4 protein-coding genes and 1 other RNA gene are annotated in these 18053 nt (G+C 58.2%); 3 read left to right on the forward strand and 2 right to left on the reverse strand.

The annotated features are described in order from the left end of the window. Nucleotides 1-12: 12 nt before the first annotated feature. Both EH164_RS05155 and ssrA read right to left on the reverse strand, forming a co-directional pair. The gene (locus tag EH164_RS05155; RefSeq protein WP_124967522.1) at nt 13-1158 is read right to left on the reverse strand and encodes an integrase domain-containing protein; all 1146 of its coding nucleotides are present in this window, start codon (nt 1156-1158) and stop codon (nt 13-15) included. Nucleotides 1159-1352: 194 nt separating this feature from the next. Beyond that, nucleotides 1353-1715, reverse strand: a transfer-messenger RNA (tmRNA) gene (ssrA, locus tag EH164_RS05160). Between the two features lie 573 nt (nt 1716-2288). Here ssrA and EH164_RS05165 point away from each other — a divergent pair. From EH164_RS05165 to EH164_RS05175, 3 genes are all read left to right on the forward strand, one after another. Further along, nucleotides 2289-14483 carry an Ig-like domain-containing protein gene (locus tag EH164_RS05165; RefSeq protein WP_124967523.1) on the forward strand — a complete coding sequence of 4065 codons (12195 nt, stop codon included), beginning with the start codon at nt 2289-2291 and terminating at the stop codon, nt 14481-14483. A gap of 100 nt (nt 14484-14583) precedes the next feature. Further along, nucleotides 14584-15891: a TolC family outer membrane protein gene (locus EH164_RS05170; RefSeq protein ID WP_241175035.1), complete on the forward strand. Its 1308-nt coding sequence runs from the start codon at nt 14584-14586 to the stop codon at nt 15889-15891. Nucleotides 15892-15912: 21 nt separating this feature from the next. Continuing rightward, entirely contained in the window at nt 15913-18045 is a 2133-nt protein-coding gene (locus EH164_RS05175; protein WP_124967525.1) for a type I secretion system permease/ATPase, read from the forward strand. Nucleotides 18046-18053 lie beyond the last annotated feature (8 nt).

An 18053-nucleotide genomic window follows, 5' to 3' on the forward strand; every position in this document is an offset into this window, starting at 1 on the left:
TATAAAAATTAATTATGAAAGGTAGATGAAGTCGCCCCACCATTGCATCAACTCTTTTCGTTGTTCAAGGTAGAGAGAGCGGTTGTAAGCTCTCCTTACCTCATTTTTATCAGTATGAGACAAGGCCGCTTCTATAATATCAGCATTAAGACCCGCTTCATTCATCGCTGTACTTGCTATAGAGCGTAATCCATGTGCAACTAGCCTACCTCCGAAACCAATACGTTTTAAAGCGGCATTATCTGTCTGACTATTCATTGGCTTTTTTGGATCATTTCTACTTGGAAAAATATGTTCCCTGTGCCCACTGATTGGCTTCATCATCTCTAAAATATTTAACGCATGTGGTGACAATGGGACAAGATGTTCTCGCTTTGCCTTTAAATCGATCTCTGCCCATCTTGCCCCAGAAGGGCGTATGAGCGTGAGAAGTTGCCATTCAATCAAACACCGTGTCGTTATAGATAAATTTGATATAAATAACGAGCGCATTAATTTTGGCAATTCTTCTGGACGCAATGTTGGCATGTTTTGCTTTCTAGGCTTCTCAAACGCCATACCGATGCCTGACGCAGGGTTAGCATCAATTAAACCTGTGTTAACAGCATAGATCATTATTTCGTTAATATGCTGCACCAGTCGGCGAACGGATTCAAGTGCGCCACGCGCTTTAATCGGCTCAAGCGCTTCTATTAATGTTCGCGCTTTGATTTGCTGAACGGGGATCGAGCCAATAGAAGGGAAAATATCTTTCTCTAAGGAGCGCCAGATATCCTTTGCGTAATCCGTTGTAACGCTTTTGCGTTTAATAACAAACCAGTTTGTAGCTACGTTAGAGAAAATACTGTCAACCGCAATCTTCTGCCGTTCTGTTTCCTGTTCAGCCTGCATTTGTGGATCAATTCCTCGCGCTAATAATGAAAGGTATTGCGCGCGCAAACTTCTTGCTTCTGCCAAAGTGATGGCAGGAAATGCTCCAAGACCTATCATGGTGCGCTGTTTTGTTGCTGGACGCTGGTAGCGGAATCGCCAGAGCTTTTTGCCGTTAGTCTTTACTATAAGGAAAAGCCCGTCACCATCATGAAGAGTCACATCTTTATCAGTCGCTTTAGCGCGTGATACCTCGGTGTTAGTCAGTGGGCACGTTGTCCTTGCCATAGTGGTCGCTCATGCACAAATTGGTATACGATTTTAAGTATGCATCCTACCGTATACCTAAACGTATACCAATAATCACCGGATTTATCCGGATAAACTCGGACGATTACAGACACAAAAAAGCCCGCCAGGCTTGCGCCGTGCGGGCTTTCAGGACTTCAGCGGACAATTCTGGTATCGCCGCGAAAGAATTTTGGTGGAGCTGGCGGGAGTTGAACCCGCGTCCGAAATTCCTACATCCTCGGTACTACATGCTTAGTCCGTCTTTACATTCGCCGGCCAGCTGCGGAAGGACACGCCACTGACAGACTAGCCTGATTAGTTTTAGCACTTCAACCCCAGGCAGGGCATCCGCGCGATCTCTTTTGGGTTTGACCTCTCTTGATCCCCGTCCTAAGAGCGGAGGCTAGGGAGAGAGGGCTCTAAGCAGGTTATTAAGCTGCTAAAGCGTAGTTTTCGTCGTTTGCGACTATTTTTTTGCGGCTTTTTACGAGGCCAACCGCCCCTCGGCATGCACCTTGGGTTTCGCGAATCCCGTCGAATCCAGAATCAGCCCCAAAAGTGTGAGAAGGAGTATAGCAAACTTTCACCGCGACATGCCAGTCCATATCCGCAACGTTTTTACTTTCAACCATTTGCCTGTTTTTTGAACACCTGGGTAAGCGGGTTAGTTATATAGAAAAACAATTATTTCAGACGTAAATAAATAAGAGGTGATACAGGGATAATATAAATTAGCTTTTTCTAATATATTATACATTGTAAATTTCTTTACATTTCAACCCTGATTATTTCATTTTCAATTAATTCACTTATACCCGAAATGCAATCCCCGTTAACATTCTGAAATATACCCCTGAAATATATTCTGTATCCCACTGAAATGTTATCAATTTGTGATTTAAAACTTTGCCTAATTACAATTTGTTGTTTATATCTTTCTTAATGTAAAAATTTATTAAATGATGATGGATTAACATAATAAATGAAAAACAACGACTTAGATATTTTTCATCTCGTATGTCCCCCATCCGCTTCTTGTCAATCCTGGTGACTGGTAAACCGTAATCCTGCGCAAAAACAGATGCCCGCAGGCGCTCTAATATTGCTTTCGCATCCGAGGTGAAAATATGGCCCCGCAAAATAGTCTTCCTGGTTCCGTCGATGTAATAAACCAAAAAACTGGCGATGTTGTTGCGCAATATGCCAAAGGCAGCGACAGGGTAGTGAATTTAACTGACACGAGTATTGTGCGCGTTAATGCGTCGCAGGAGTCGGTGAATTTCTTCGAGCGTGAAGGGAACGACCTGATCGTCCATATGAAAGATGGCTCCACGGTGCGTTACAACAGCTTCTTTACCGTGGATGGCGAGGGCCTGCACAGCGAGATGGTGTTTGAGGATGAACTCGGCACACACCAGGCCGCCTTCCCCTATGCGGCAGCCGCGGGACCGGCCACTGCGGAGACCATTGTTCCGGCATTCAGCGATGTAGCGCTGGGATCGCTGGTGGGCACCAGCGGTCTGTCGGCCCTCGCGGTGCTAGGCGGTGTGGCGGCGGTTGGCGCTGCTGTGGGCGTGGCGGCTGCAGCGAGCAGTAGCGGTGGCGGTAGCAATAACAACAATGGCGGCGGCGATAACGGCAGTGGCGGTGGCGACACCGGCGGAGGCAATAACGGCGGTGGAGACAATGGCGGCGGTGAAACGCCTGTTACCCCAACCCTCAGGATCAACGCCATTGCCTCCGATAACATCATTAACCTCGCCGAATCTGGCGAACCACAGCTGCTCAGTGGTGTAACGGAAGCGGTGAATGCAGGCAGTACCGTCACTATCAGCGCCAATGGTCAGACCTGGACCACCACAGTTGAAGAGGATGGCAGCTGGAACGTCTTACTCATGCCTGAAGATATCAGCGCCTTTGGGCAGGGCTTCCATGTTCTGAGATTTGCTCTGTTCTCATTCTCGGGTGCGGTTGCCACGGCAGATTCAGAAATCATGATCAGTACCACGCCGCCGGTGCTTGAGCTTACTCCCTTCACACCGGGCGATATCCTCGATCAGGATCAGCACGTTGCGGATAAAATCGTCCGCGGCTATGTCGGTGCAGAGGATGCTGGCAGCACCATTTTTGTCACCCTCAACGATCGCACCTACACGGCGATTGCCAACGCTGAAGGGCAGTGGGAGCTGGTTATTCCCGCGGCAGACATGGCACTGCTGGAAGACAGACAGAGTTATACCCTTCTGTACCGTGCGGTGGATATTGCCGGTAACGTCTCCGAAGAGACGCGCGCCTTCAGCACTAACTTCAACACCCCGGATATCACCATCAATCCGGTTGCCACCGATAACATCATTAACAGCGCCGAAATCCTTATCACGCAGGTGCTCTCCGGCCAGACCTACAACATCCCGCCGGGCCAGCTGGTGACCATTACTCTCAACGGCAAATCTTACTATGCCGAAGTGATGGGGGACGGCAGTTGGAAAACCTCAATACCTTCGGGCGATCTTGGTTTATTGCCGCAGGGTGACAGCGCACTGACCGTCAGCGTTAACGATGCGGATGGTAATGCGATCGTCAGATCGGTTCCGATTAACGTCGACACCACTCTCACCGGTGTCGCCATCGCTATTCTCTCTACCGACGACTATCTCAACGCCAGCGAAGCGGAAAACCCGCTTGAGGTGCGTGGCGTTACCACCGTCTTTGGTGAAGGCGTGACGATTTATGTCACCGTCAACGGTATCAACTACACGGTGACCAGCATTGATGCCTCCGGGCGCTGGAGCGTCACCATCCCGTCGGAAGATTTGCTGCGCCTTGAAGATGGGGCAAATGTCATCACCGCCACGGTGGTGCTGAATGACGAAAGCGCACAAGACTCGCGCACGCTGAATGTGCAGGTTCACCGCCTGCCTGACCCGGTAATGGATGCGCCGTTTGGCGACGGTTATCTCAATGCGGCAGAGAAAGGCATCGATCAGGTGCTGAGCGGCAACACCGGCGTGACCAGCATCGGGCAGCGCGTCACCGTGCAGGTGGCGGGCAAAACCTACCAGGCAACGGTCGATAACGACGGCACCTGGAAAGTGACTATTTCAGCCGGCGATCTACAAACCATCCCGGATGGCCTGGTCACTGTGACGGTTAACGCCAGCGATGCGGCCGGAAATACGACGCCGCTCACCGAGACGGCCATTGTCGATACCCAGTTCCCGGCGCTGAGCCTGCTGCCGCTGACCAACGACGGCAAACTGAATGGCGCAGAGCTGGGCCAGGAGCAGATTTTAAGCGGCGTTAGCGGCGTCAGCGAGCAGGGGCAGACCGTCGTTATCACTCTGAATGGCAAAACCTACACCACGGTCGTGGGCAGCGACGGTAACTGGCAGCTTCCTTTGCCTGCCGCCGATCTGAGCGCACTGCAAACCGGTAGCTACCCATTGACCGTTACGCTGACCGATGCTGCTGGCAACAGCACCACTGTTACGCAGCCGCTCGCGGTAAAAACCGGCGGCGTGGAAATCGGCGTGCAGGCGCTGACGGACGGCAACTCCCTTGATGCGGCTGAAATCAAAGTCGACCAGATCCTGCGCGGCACCTCCAATGCGGAGGAGGGAAGTGTGGTTACCGTGATCCTGAACGGCGTGCGCTATGAAGGGGTTACGGATATTCAGGGTAACTGGCAGGTGACGCTCCCGGCCGTTGAACTGCAAAAGCTGGGCGATGGCGGGCAAACTCTGACCGTCAGCGTGACGGACGGTTTCGGGCAGAGCAGTACCATTGAGTCGCCCTTCAGTGTCGATACCACCAGCGATGCGGTGGCGATCAATATTATCGCCAGCGATGACTACCTCAACGCCAGTGAAGCGGCTGATGGCTTAACCATCCGGGGTAACAGCGCAGGGCTGCCTGCGGGCACGGTCGTTACCGTCACGCTGAACGGTGTGAACTATGCGGCAACGATCCAGACTGATGGTAGCTGGCAAACGGCGGTCGATCCGGCGGCATTGCAGGCGCTGGCGGATGGCACCCAGACCGTGACGGCAACGGTCTCCACCAGCGGCGGCACGCTGATTGATAGCCATGACTTCACGGTGGCGATCAATACCCTGCCGAACGTCACGGTCGATCCGGCGTTTGTCGATAACGTGGTGAATATCGCGGAAGCGGCCCAGAGCCAGACGCTGACCGGGAGTACCAATATTAGCGGCGCCGGTCAGACGGTGGTCGCAACCCTCAATGGTCAGCGCTTCAGCGGCATGGTGAACCTCGATGGCAGCTGGTCAATCACTCTGCCGCAGGGTGCGATGGATCTTTTAGCTGAGGGGCCGGGCAGCCTGTCGGTGGTCGCCACCGACGTGGCGGGCAACAGCGCCAGCAGCATCGTCAATTTCACGGTCGATAAAACCCCGCCGAGCTTAAGCGTAACGCCGATTAACGGCACCGATGTGCTCAACGGCAACAATATCGCCAATGGCGTAACGCTCTCCGGCACCACCTCTGGCGATGCGGCTTCGGTGGTTATCACCCTTAACGGCAAAAGCTACCCGGCAACCATTACCAATGGTAGCTGGAGCGTCAATCTTGATAACGCTGCGCTGGGCGGTCTGGCGAACGGTGCAACTTCGTGGATCGTTACCGCAACTGACAATGCTGGCAACGTCACCACCGCGATCCGCACGGTCAGTGTCGATACCACCGCCCCTAACGTGGTGATGGATCCGGTTGCCCGCGACAACATTATTGATTTGGCTGAGCAGAACGCTGGCTTTAGCCTGAGCGGGCGCACCGTACCGGCCGAGCCAGGTGCCACGGTCGCCGTCACGCTGAACGGGCAAACCCTGACCGGCGTGGTTGGCGGGGATGGTTTCTGGACCATCCCGGTTGCCCCTTCGGTCATCAACAGCCTGACCAACGGCACCTACCCCATTTCAGTGACGGTGACGGACAGCGCGGGCAACGCGTCACAGCCCGTCTCCAGCACCTTCACCGTCGATACCACCGCCAGCGCGATTGCTATTAACCCGGTCGATGGCGATAACCGCGTCAGCGCCGCCGACATTGCTGATGGCCTGACCATCAGCGGCACCTCGGTGCGTATCCCGGAAGGGAACACCATTACCGTAACCCTGAACGGCGTGCAGTACACCGCCACCGTAACGGCGGGAGGCTCCTGGCAGCTGACGGTGCCGAATGCGGATGCCGCCGCGATTGCCGATGGCACCGTTACGCTGACGGTTACCGGAGTGGATGAGAACAACGCGGTTGTCTCGAACGAACTGCCGTTTACCCTGATCACCCACGTGCTGCCGCAGCCGGTGGTGAATGCGCCGTTCGGCGATGGCGTGGTTAATGCCCAGGAAGCGGCCGCGGGCGGCAATCTGGCGGGCAATACCGGCATCGCTGGCGCAGGCCAGAGCGTGACCATTAGTATTGATAACGGCGCGCCGCTTACTGCCCTGGTGGATGCGAACGGCAACTGGACGCTGCCGCTAACGCCTGCGCAACTCGGTGCTCTCACCCAGGGCAGCCATACCGTGACGGTAACCGCCACCGATGCGGCGGGTAACACCGTCAGCAGCAGTGCGCCGATGACTGTCGATACGGTATTGCCAACTTTCACTATCGACGACGTCACCACCGATAACATTATTAACAGCGCAGAAGCCGCTGGCGCGGTCACCATCACAGGTACCGGCGTCTATGATGCGCAGTCGGCGCAAACCGTTATCGTGCTGGTCAACGGGCAGAACTATGACGCCATTATCCAGCCGGACGGCACCTGGAGCGTGGTGCTTCCTGCCGGTGCGCTGACAGGCGTGCCGGATGGTCCGGTCGCGGTGCGCGTTACCGTTACCGATGCCGCGGGTAACAGCAGCACGCAAACCGACACCTTTACGCTAGACGCCTCTCCCGCCAATGCGCCACAGGTGCAGATCGATAAAGTCGCCGGGGATGATTTTATCAACCGCGCGGAAGCGAACGGGCAGAGCGGGGTAACCATCTCCGGCACGTCACAGAATGTCGAAGCAGGCCAGACGCTGACGGTAACCTTAAACGGCAAAAATTATCCGGCGACGATTAACGGCGACGGTCGCTGGTCGGTAACGGTACCGTCAGGTGACCTGGCGCAGGTGCCGGATGGCCGTCAGGCTATCTCGGTTACGGTGAACGATGTGGCGGGCAACAGCACCATCTCCAGCCATAACGTCACTTTCGCCGCACAGCCAGCCTCGCAGCCGACCATTACCCTTAATCCGGTGGCGCAAGATGAGGTGATTAACGCCCTCGAGCATGGTCAGCCGCTTAACATCAGCGGGTCGTCAACCTCGCTGGCAACAGGGACGGTAATCACCGTTCTGTTTAACGATAAAACCTATACCGGCAGCGTTAACAGCAGCGGTAACTGGACCATTACCGTGCCGCAGGCCGATATGCAGGCGCTGCAGGAGACGGCAAACGGCACGCCATATGTCGTCTCGGCGTCGGCGGTCGATGCCGCGCTGAACCCGGCGAGCGCCAGCAGCAGTGTGACGGTCGATCTCAGTGCGCCGACGCTGGCGGTGGATGTCGCGAATTCGTTCCTCAGCGATGGCAATATCAACATCGCCGACGCGGCAGTCGATCAGACGGTTCGCGGCACCGGTACCCCTGGCGAGACGGTGACGCTTACCCTTAACGGCACTACGCTCTCGGCGCTGGTCAATGAGCAGGGCGCATGGAGCATGGTGATCCCGGCGGGGAGTTTGCAGGCGTTGCCGCAGGGCCCGTCACAAATCACCTTCGTCACCACCGATGCCGCAGGCAATAGCAACCCGCGTATTGTCGACATAAACGTTAAAACCGTCGATGGCCCGACGTTGGCACTCGATCCTATGTTCGGCAATAACATTGTCAGCATCAGTGAAGCCGCCAGCGAGAGCACGCTCAGCGGCAGTGCCAGCGGTCTTGCCAACGGCACGCCGGTTGTGGTGACCATCAATGGCAAAGAGTATATCGGTGAGGTCAATGATGGTGCCTGGTCGGCGGTGATCCCGCAGGGTTCGCTGGACACCAGCGGTCAGTACACCGTGGCGGTCACCGGGGTGGATGCGTTTGGGAACCCGGCGACGGTCAACGGCAACCTTGATGTGGTGCTGACACGGCCAACGGCCACTATTACCGAACCGCTGTTTGGTGATGACAATATTCTCGGCCAGGCGGAAGCCAACGCCGGTGTGCAACTGACTGGTTCCACCGGCCAGGTCGGCCCAGGGCAGTCAGTAAGCATCATCCTTGATAACGCTGAGGAGTTTACCGGCGCCGTCGATAACAACGGTAACTGGCTCGTCTCCCTGACACCGGAGCAGCTGATTGCCATCACCGACGGGACGCACAATGTGCAGATCTCAGTCACCGATCGCGCGGGTAACACGGCGGTTTCTGATCCGGTAAGCGTTGAGATCCGCACCGATCCGCTGCCTGAGCCGCAACTGGCACCGCTCTTTACCGACGGCATTCTCAGCGCCACCGAGGCCGCGGGTTCACAAACCCTGAGTGGGCAGCTTAACCTCGATCCGTTGCGCGTGGCCTCGGTCACCGTCAGCATCAACAACGGTACGCCGCTGGCGGCGACGGTAAATGCGGACGGCACCTGGACTCTGAATGTCGACAGCGCCACGTTGCAGGCGCTGCCGGATGGCGTGCTGCCTGTCACCGTCACGGTGACCGATACGGCAGATAACCAGGCGACCGGGCAGGGCAGCTTTGAAGCGATTATCAATGCGCTGCCGCAGGCCAACTATGTGACGCCGTTCGGTGATTTCACCATTAATAGCGCTGAAACCAAGAGCGATCAGCTGATCACCGGTAACACCGGGGTGACTGGCACCGGGCAAACCGTGTCGGTGGTGCTGGGCACGAAAACCTACACGGGCACGGTCAATGAGAATGGCGACTGGACGGTAACGGTTCCGCAGCTCGATTTAGCGGCGCTGAGTGATAACGACTCGCTGGCGTTTAGCGTCACGGTGCGCGATCGCGCGGGCAACACTGCCACCACCGATGCGCAGCAAACCCCGGACGTGGCGGTGCACACCACGGTGCCTGCGCCGACGGTCACTAATCCGTTCGGCGATGGCATTGTCAATATTAGCGAAGCGGCAAGTGAGGTGACGCTAACGGGTCTCACCGGCGCTACCGGGCCGAACCAGTATGTGACGGTGAAGATCGACGTTGATGGCGTTACCTATACCGCCAACGTCGATGCCAGCGGTAACTGGTCTGTGGTGCTCCCGGCCGGTACGCTGCAATCCCTCGCGCCGGGCGCGCATCAGATCGCGATCTACGCCGAAGATCAGTATGGCAACAGCAACACCAGCACCGTTGATTACCAGGTGGCGCTGACGCCGCCGTCGGTGACCATCACCGCGCCGGTCTTTGCTGATGGCTATGTCAGCGCGGCTGAAGCGGCTGCGGGTACCACGCTGAGCGGCACCTTCTCCACCTCATACCCTGCTAACGCGCAGGTCAAAGTGACCATCGGCGATCAAACCTTTAACGCTACGGTGAACGGCAACCAGTGGACGCTGGCGATGGATGCTAACGACTGGAGCAGCATTACCGCGCGCGGTCAGCAGAGCGTCACCGTCAGCGTGACGGATGGCGCGCAAAACGTCGGAACTGCCAGCATCACCACTACGCTGCTGCTCGATCCGCCGACGGTCAGCGTAACCGCGCCGTTTGCGGGCGATAACCTGCTCGACTTTGCTGAAAGCCAGACCAGCCAGGCGATCGGCGGCACCTCAACCGGCTTAGCCACCGGCGATACGGTGCGCGTCACCTTTGCGGGCGGAAATGTCTTTGAAACGACCGTGCAGGCAGACGGCAGCTGGGAGCTGGTATTAACGCCAGGCGATCTGGCGCAGCTTCAGGCCGGGGCCATTACCGTTGAGGGGATTGATAAAGCGGGCAACGTCGGCACGGCGAATAACGGCGGCACGCTAAGTATTAATCTCACGCCACCAACCTACTCAGTGAATATGGATCTGGTCGCTGGCGACAACTACGTCAACGCCAACGAATTCAGCAGCGGTACGCTGCAACTCTCCGGGCGCGCCTTTAACCTCAACGGCACTACCGTGACCATCCTGAATGGGCAAACGACGCTCGGCACGGCGACGGTCAACGCCGACGGCAGCTGGACGCTGGATGTGCCGCGCGCCTCTCTGCCGGACGGCAACTACACCCTGACGGTGCAGAGCGATAGCCAACCCGGCGTGTCGGCCTCACAGGCGGTAGTCGTTGATACCATCGCGCCGACGCTGGCGATCGCCCAATTCACCAGCAATGACGTGATCAACAGCAGCGAAAAAGCGGTGGCGCAGACCATCAGCGGCACCTCAGATGCCAACGGCAGCCAGGTCACCGTTACGCTGAATGGCAAAACCTACACCGCGCTGGTGGCTAACGGCGCATGGTCGGTCGACGTGCCGCCATCAGATATGGCGGCGCTGGAAGATGGCAGCTACACCATTACCGCCACCCTGAGCGATGCGGCGGGCAACGCGAAGGACGTTTCGCAGAACTTCACCGTTGATGCCTCTTCGCCGCTGCTGGCGGTGGATGCGCTCGGCGTTCCGGCGGTGCTGAACAGCGTTAACGCCGTCTCCGGCGTGGTGGTGCAGGGGCAGGGCGAGCCGGGCAACAGCGTGACGATTCAGCTTGGGCCATTAAGCTGGACCGGCACGGTCGATCAGCAGGGCAACTGGAGCCACACCTTCCCGCAGCTCGATCTCACTACCCTGACCGACGGGCCGCAGGTAGTGACCATCTCCTCAACGGATGCGGCGGGCAACACCTCCAGCAACAACCTCTCCCTCAACGTTGCGCTGAACAAAGGCCTCGGCGTGGCCATCGACCAGGTGTTCAATGACGGGATCCTTAACGTTGCGGAATCGCTGGTCACACAGCTGCTCACCGGTAAGGTGAGTGGCGATTATCGCGGCGCGAAAGTCTCGCTGACGGTGATTGGTACCGACTTCACCATTAACGACCTGGCGGTAGCGCCGGATGGATCCTACAGCTTCTCTCTGCCGCCTTCTCTCTGGCAGGGGCTGATTACCGATACCCTGCAACTGCAAGTTAGTGTCGTCGATGCCAATGGCAATACCCGGTATGAAACCGTGGATGTCGGGCTGGCGCTGACCGATCTGCCGGTAGTTAACGATGTGGTGATCGCGGGCGATAACGTGATTAACCTTGTCGAAAGCACAGTGGCGCAGACCCTTTCCGGCACGGTGAGCAATGCCGCCAATGTCACAAGCGTAGTGGTGAACTTCGGTGGCCGGGCGATTAATGCTACCGTGGATGCGCTGGGTAACTGGAGCGCCGCGCTTCCCGCTGAACTGCTGAGCACACTTCCGGACGGCACGGCGACCGCCAACGTGACGGTGACTGATAAGTTCGGCAACGTCATCAAGAGCGATGCCAGCTTTAACGTCGTCAGCCATAACCTGCCCGCTATCTCTCTCGATCCGCTGTTTGGCGATGGCGTGCTGAGCATTCCTGAACTCGCCAGTGGCCTGCTGAGCGGCACGGCGACTAACCTTGCCGGACGCGAACTGACCATCAAAATTGGTGATGCCACCGCCTTCACCACCAATGTCGATAATAGCGGACGCTGGTCGGTGAACCTGCCGGATGCGGTGAAAGCCGCGCTGCAAGGGCTGGGCAGCGGTACGCAAACCGTCACCATTACCGCTACCGATCAATATGGCAACCAGGCGTCGCAGAGTGCGGGCCTGAAGGTCAATCTGGTGGCGCCGGTACTCAACAGCGTGACGCTGTTTGGTGATGGGTTGCTGAACGTGGCCGATTCGCTGGTCAACCAGACCATTAGCGGGGTCGCCAGCAGTGTGCCGGTCGGCAGCACCGTGCAGGTGGCGATTGGCGCGAAGGTCTTTAATGGCGTTGTGAATGCCAACGGAACCTTCTCTATTGCCCTGACGCCGACGGATCTGGCCGGGCTGGCGGATGGCACCTTTACACCTTCAATTACTCTGCTCACGCCGGATGGTAACAGTTCCACCACGGCCGGTAGCCAGGTGATTATTGGCGTGAAAAATGTGCCGACGGTGGCGATCACCTCACTGTTTGGCAACGATGGTTTCCTCAACCAGAGTGAAGCGCTGGCGGCGCAGACTATCTCCGGCACCGTTACCGGCCTGAGTTCCGGGCAGGTGACGGTGAATGTCGGCGGCACAACGTATCAGGTGCCGGTCACCGACGGGCGCTGGTCGCTGGCACTCTCTGCCGGTGCGCTGGCTTCAATCGCCGATGGCACCCTGAGCGTGACGGCAACGGTAACCGATGCGGTGGGTAACACCGCGACCGGCAGCCAGCTGGTGAACGCCATTGTGCAGGCGGTGCCTTCAATCGGTATCAACACGCTGTTTGGCAACGGCACGCTGGATCTTAACGATCTTCTCTCCAATCCGATCCTCTCCGGTACCAGCAGCAACCTGGCAGCGGGCACGCAGATCACCGTTAAAGTCGGGCTGCTCTCCTACACCACCACCGTCGGTGCCAATGGCCAGTGGCAGCTGGCGATCCCGGCGGTGTCACTGCAAAACCTGCAGGATGGCAACAACGCGCTGCAGGTCTCTGCCAGCGCGACGGATGCGGCGGGCAATATCGCCAATGTGGTGCAGAGCGCCAGCGTGGCGATCCAGGCCCTGCCGACGGTGGCGATCACCTCGCTGTTTGGTGATGGCGCCCTGAGCCTTGCGGACATCACCACCGCGCAGGTGATCTCCGGCACCAGCCAGAACGCTGTTGGTTCGCAGCTGACGGTCACGGTTGGCGGTAAAAACTACCTCACCACCGTGGCATCGAACGGCAGCTGGAGCGTAACGGTACCGAAGGTCGATCTCAGCGCACTGGCGGACGGCACCCAGGCGGTGAGCGTTGCGGTGACTAACGCCGCTGGCAAAGTGGCGAACATCACCAGCCCGCTGGATGTGATTACCCATAATCTGCCGACGATCTCTCTCTCCTCGCTCTTCGGTAACGATGGCTATCTGAACATCAGTGAAGCGGCGAACGGCCAGGTCATTGGCGGCAAAATTGGCGGGGTGGTCAGCGGCTCGAAAGTGGTGGTGACCGTTGGCGGTACGGCAATCAACGCCACCGTCGATGCGAACGGCAACTGGACGGCGACGGTAAACAAAACCCTGTTGCAGGGGCTGAGCAGCGGCGCGACAAAAGTGGGCATTTCGGTCACCGACCGGGTGGGCAACACCACCGCGACGGAAGCCGATGTGCAGGTGAAACTGACTCAGCCGACGCTCAGCACTAACCCGATTACCAACCTGACCAGTGTCCTCGGCAACGTCCTGCTAGGGTTGGTAGGGTCGGCAAAACTGACGATCAGCGGTGCGTCAACTAATCTCAATCAAGGGGCGATTGTTCACGTTAATTTACTCAACCTCGCCATGGCGACGGCGATTGTTGGCGCGGACGGCAAGTGGTCGACGCAGCTTGATGTCGGCCTCGATCTGGCGAAAATCCTCTCGCTCAATACGGTGGTGAACCTCTACACCGCGGATATGGCGGGTAACCTGGCCTACCTCAACGTCGGCCTTAACGGCAGCAACCCGACCACCACACCACCAGCGGGCACCAGTGCATCGCTGATGGCGGAAGCCAATACCTTCTCGCTGTTGGCAGCGAGTGCGGCTGAAGAGTCGGATTCTACCAGCAGTGACAGCCTGAATACGCAGCATACGGCCACGGTGGAAACGGCGCGCCAGCCAGAGACAGAGACGGCGGCTGCCGCTACGGCAAGCGACGAGGTCTACACCATTGGCGGGCTGAGTATCGATCTTGCCGATGGCACCAGTGAGAGCGGCGAAAGTGTGGAGGGGAGCAGCGGCAACGACACCATTCACCTCTCTTCCCTCGGCTTTGTGCAGATCGATGGCGGCGCGGGGATCGATACGCTGGTGCTTGACGGTGCCAACCTGCTGCTGAACCTGATCGAACTGGGGAGCAAAGTCAGCAATATCGAGGTTATCGATCTCGGTAAATCGGGCAGCAACAGCGTCACGCTGGATGTTAACGAGGCGCTGAGCATCACCGACAAACCGGAAGATGATCTGCTGATCAAAGGTAGCATCGGGGATGAGATTAACCTCAAGCATGGCGTCAGCGATACCTGGGCTATCAGCGGGCAGCGCGATGTGGATGGCATTCAGTTCGACGTTTATCACAACAGTTCGCAGGCCAATACCCTCAGCGATGTGCTGATCCAGCATGGCCTGCACGTCAATATGGTCTGACGTTCTGCCGCCTCAGGGATGAGGCGTATTAAGGAAGAGGTCACACGGGCACATCAGGGGTGGATGAATGAAAAGAGCGGTAGGGTTGTTGTTGTTAGTTATGCCCGTTACGAGTTTATTAGCAGCACCCGGCGAAGAGCAGGATTTTCGCTGGCAGAGGGCGCCGAGCGAACAGCGCGCGGCACAGCTTACGATCAAAGACGCGATTTTGCGCGCCTTTGCCCGTAATCCAAAAATCGCCCAGGCGGCCGCACAGATCCGCGTGGGCAAAGCCAATTTAACCGAAGCGGAGAGCGCCTGGTTCCCGCAGCTCTCTTTGCAGGGCAACCTTGGGCGCTCGCACCGCACCGACTCCTCCGGCGCGTTAAATAACAACGGTTCCGGCGGCGTCACCTTACGCCAGTTGCTCTACGATTTTGGCAAAACCGGCGGCAGCATCGATGAGCAGCACAATCTCTCTGATGCCTGGCGCTACGATCTCTACAGCACGCTCAATGAGGTAGGGATGCAGACCCTGCAAGCCTATTTGCAGGTTAAGCGCTACCAGGCGCTGGCTGAGGCGGCGCGCAACAATATCCACTCGCTGGAGAGCGTGCTGGAGATGGCGACGCTGCGCTCCGAAGCGGGATTAAGCTCGGCCTCCGATGGCCTGCAGGCGCAGTCGCGCATCGCCGGGGTGAAGGCCTCGCTTGCGCAATATGAGGCGCAGATGCGCTCCGCCCAGGCGGCGCTCAGCGTGCTGACCGGCGTGGTGGCCGATAACCTGCCCGACCTGCCTGAAGATCTCCTCAAACAAAATATCACCCTCGATGCGCTGCCCTATGAGCGCAACAACACCGTGCGTAGCGCGCAGGCAAAACAGCAGGCGGCCGAGCAGCGTATTCGCCAGGCGCAGGCGCAGCACTGGCCGACGCTTTCGGTGCAGGCGGGGCGCACCCGTTATCAGAACGATCAAAGCAGCTACTGGGATGACCAGGTGCAATTGGTGGTTGATGCGCCGCTCTATCAGGGCGGGGCGGTGAGCGCCCGCGTCGATGCCGCGCAAGGCGATCGCGCCAATGCGCAGGCGGCGGTGGAGGCCAGCAAGCTGGATGTTAACCAGCGGGCGGCCACGGCGTGGGCCGATTTGACCGGCGCGCAGCTGCGCCAGCAGGCGGGCGAGGCGCAGGCCAACAGCGCCGGGCGCGCTCGCGGCGTCTACCGTGATGAGTATCGGCTGAGCAAGCGCAGCCTGAACGATCTGCTCAGCATTGAACAGGATGTCTTCCAGGCCGATACCGCGTCGATAACTGCGCGCTATGACGCGTGGGACGCCGCCGTGCGCTATGCCGCTGCGGCAGACAACCTGCTCGATATGCTGGGGGTTGAACGTAGTCGTACCGTGGGCGATGACCTGCCCGCGCTGTAAGCGCACAACACAGGAGTGGTAATGCAAGAGCCGGATACCGAAAGCTGGATTAATGTGATGGTGCGTGCGGCAGGACGCTTTGGTCTGCCCGCCGATGCGCCCGCGGTGCGTCAACAGATGCGCTGGTTTGAAGCGCTGCCGCTCAGCGCAAAGCTTGAGCGCCTGAGCGGATTAATGGGGTTGCAGGTGCGCAGTGTGCCGCTTGCCCGCATGCGCTGGAATGCGCAAAACCTGCCGGTGATTGTGCAACTGGAGAGCGGTGAGCTGCTGCTGCTTGAGTCGCTGGATGCCGACGGGCTGGCAACCTACTGGCTCGATAACGGCGGCGATCTGGTGCGCGAAGAGCCGCTGGAAACGCTGCTCACCCGCGTGAAGCCTGAGGTGGTGATGCTGGGCATCGCCGCGCGCGGGCGCGATTCGCGTATTGATGATTTTACCCGCCCGTGGGAGGCGCACTGGTTCTGGAAGCACTTTCGCCACAGCGGACGCAAGCTGGCGGAGATCGCCCTCGCCTCGGTGGTGGGTAACGTGCTGGCGCTGGCAGGCATTCTTTTCTCGATGCAGGTTTATGACCGGGTGATTCCGGCCCAGTCTCTGCCGACGCTGTGGGTGCTCTTTTTCGGCGTCCTGCTGGCGGCGGCGCTGGAGTTCTTTATCCGTCTCGCGCGTACCCACGTCTCTGACATTATGGGCAAACATATCGACCTCAATGTCTCGTCGCTCTTTTTCGCTCGCGCGATGGCGATCAAAAACGATGCGCGGCCCAAATCGACCGGATCGTTTATCTCCCAGTTGCGCGAGCTTGATCAGGTGCGCGAACTGCTTACCTCCACCACCGTCGGTGCGGCGATGGATATCCCGTTTGTGCTGCTGTTTCTCGGCATTATGGCGCTGGTCGGCGGCCCGCTGGTGATCATCCCGCTGATTGCCATTCCGCTGATTATCATCCCCGGGCTGCTGGTGCAGTGGCCGATGGCGAAGCTGGCGAAAGCGGGGATGCGTGAGAGCGCAATTCGCAACGCGGTGCTGGTGGAGTCCATCGAAGGGGTGGAGGACATTAAAGCGTTACAGGCGGAGCCCTACTTCCAGCGGCAGTGGGAAAACACCCACGCCGTGGGAGCCAATGTTGGTATGAAGCAGCGCGTATGGGGCGCACGGCTGAGCGGCTGGGCTTCGACAGTGCAGCAGATCACCTATGCCGGGATGCTGGTGTTTGGCTGCTTTCTGGTGATCGACGGCGACATTACTACCGGGACGCTGGTGGCCTGTAGTCTGCTCTCCTCGCGTACTATTGCGCCGCTGATGCAGCTCACCATGGTCTTCTCCCGCTGGCAGCATGCTAAATCGGCGATGAGCGGCCTCAACGATCTGCTGAAAAAGCCGCTCGATAAAGAGGCAGACAAGAAGATGGCGCACTGCCCGGTGCTGGCCGGCCACTTTCAGTTGCAGCAGATGCAGTACAGCTATGACGAAGAGAAGGGCGATCTGGCGCTCAACATTAATGAACTGGAGATCAAACCGGGCGAGCGGGTGGCGATCCTCGGCAAAACCGGCGCCGGGAAATCGACGCTGCTGAAACTGCTCGCCGGGCAGGCGCAGGCCAGCAAAGGGAAAGTGATTATTGATGGCGTTGATATGGCGCATATCGATCCGACCGATGTGCGCCGCCAGGTGGGTTATCTGTCGCAGGATTCGCGCCTCTTTTTCGGCACGCTGCGCCAGAACCTGATGCTCGGGCATCCGCATGCTACCGAGGCGGAGTTGATTCAGGCGCTACGCATCAGCGGGGCGATCAACCTTGTGCAGCAGGATGCCGCCAGCCTCGATCGGCTGATTAATGAGGGCGGACGCGGGCTTTCCGGCGGGCAGCGGCAGATGGTGCTGCTGAGCCGTTTGATTGTGCGCAATCCGCAAATTGTGCTGCTGGATGAACCAACGGCCTCGATGGATGAGCAACTGGAAGCGTGGGTGATCCGCCAGCTACAACAGTGGCTCACCGGGCGCACGCTGGTGCTGGTAACCCATCGCCCGGCGCTGCTCAACTTAGTGGATCGGATTGTGGTGATGGAGAACGGCAAAGTGGTGGCCGATGGGCCGCGCGATACGCTGCTGAAACAGGCGGCGCGCAACAGTAACGTGGCGTCCATCGTCTGAGGAGCGGG

The sequence above is a fragment of the Kosakonia sp. CCTCC M2018092 genome (assembly GCF_003864115.1).
In the GTDB taxonomy this organism is placed as follows: Bacteria; Pseudomonadota; Gammaproteobacteria; order Enterobacterales; family Enterobacteriaceae; genus Kosakonia; species Kosakonia cowanii.

What these genes read in the sequence shown, in the direction of transcription:
- EH164_RS05155 (WP_124967522.1), bottom strand. Translation starts at nt 1,158, where the DNA reads ATGGCAAGGACAACGTGCCCACTGACTAACACCGAGGTATCACGCGCT.
- EH164_RS05165 (WP_124967523.1), top strand. Translation starts at nt 2,289, where the DNA reads ATGGCCCCGCAAAATAGTCTTCCTGGTTCCGTCGATGTAATAAACCAA.
- EH164_RS05170 (WP_241175035.1), top strand. Translation starts at nt 14,584, where the DNA reads ATGCCCGTTACGAGTTTATTAGCAGCACCCGGCGAAGAGCAGGATTTT.
- EH164_RS05175 (WP_124967525.1), top strand. Translation starts at nt 15,913, where the DNA reads ATGCAAGAGCCGGATACCGAAAGCTGGATTAATGTGATGGTGCGTGCG.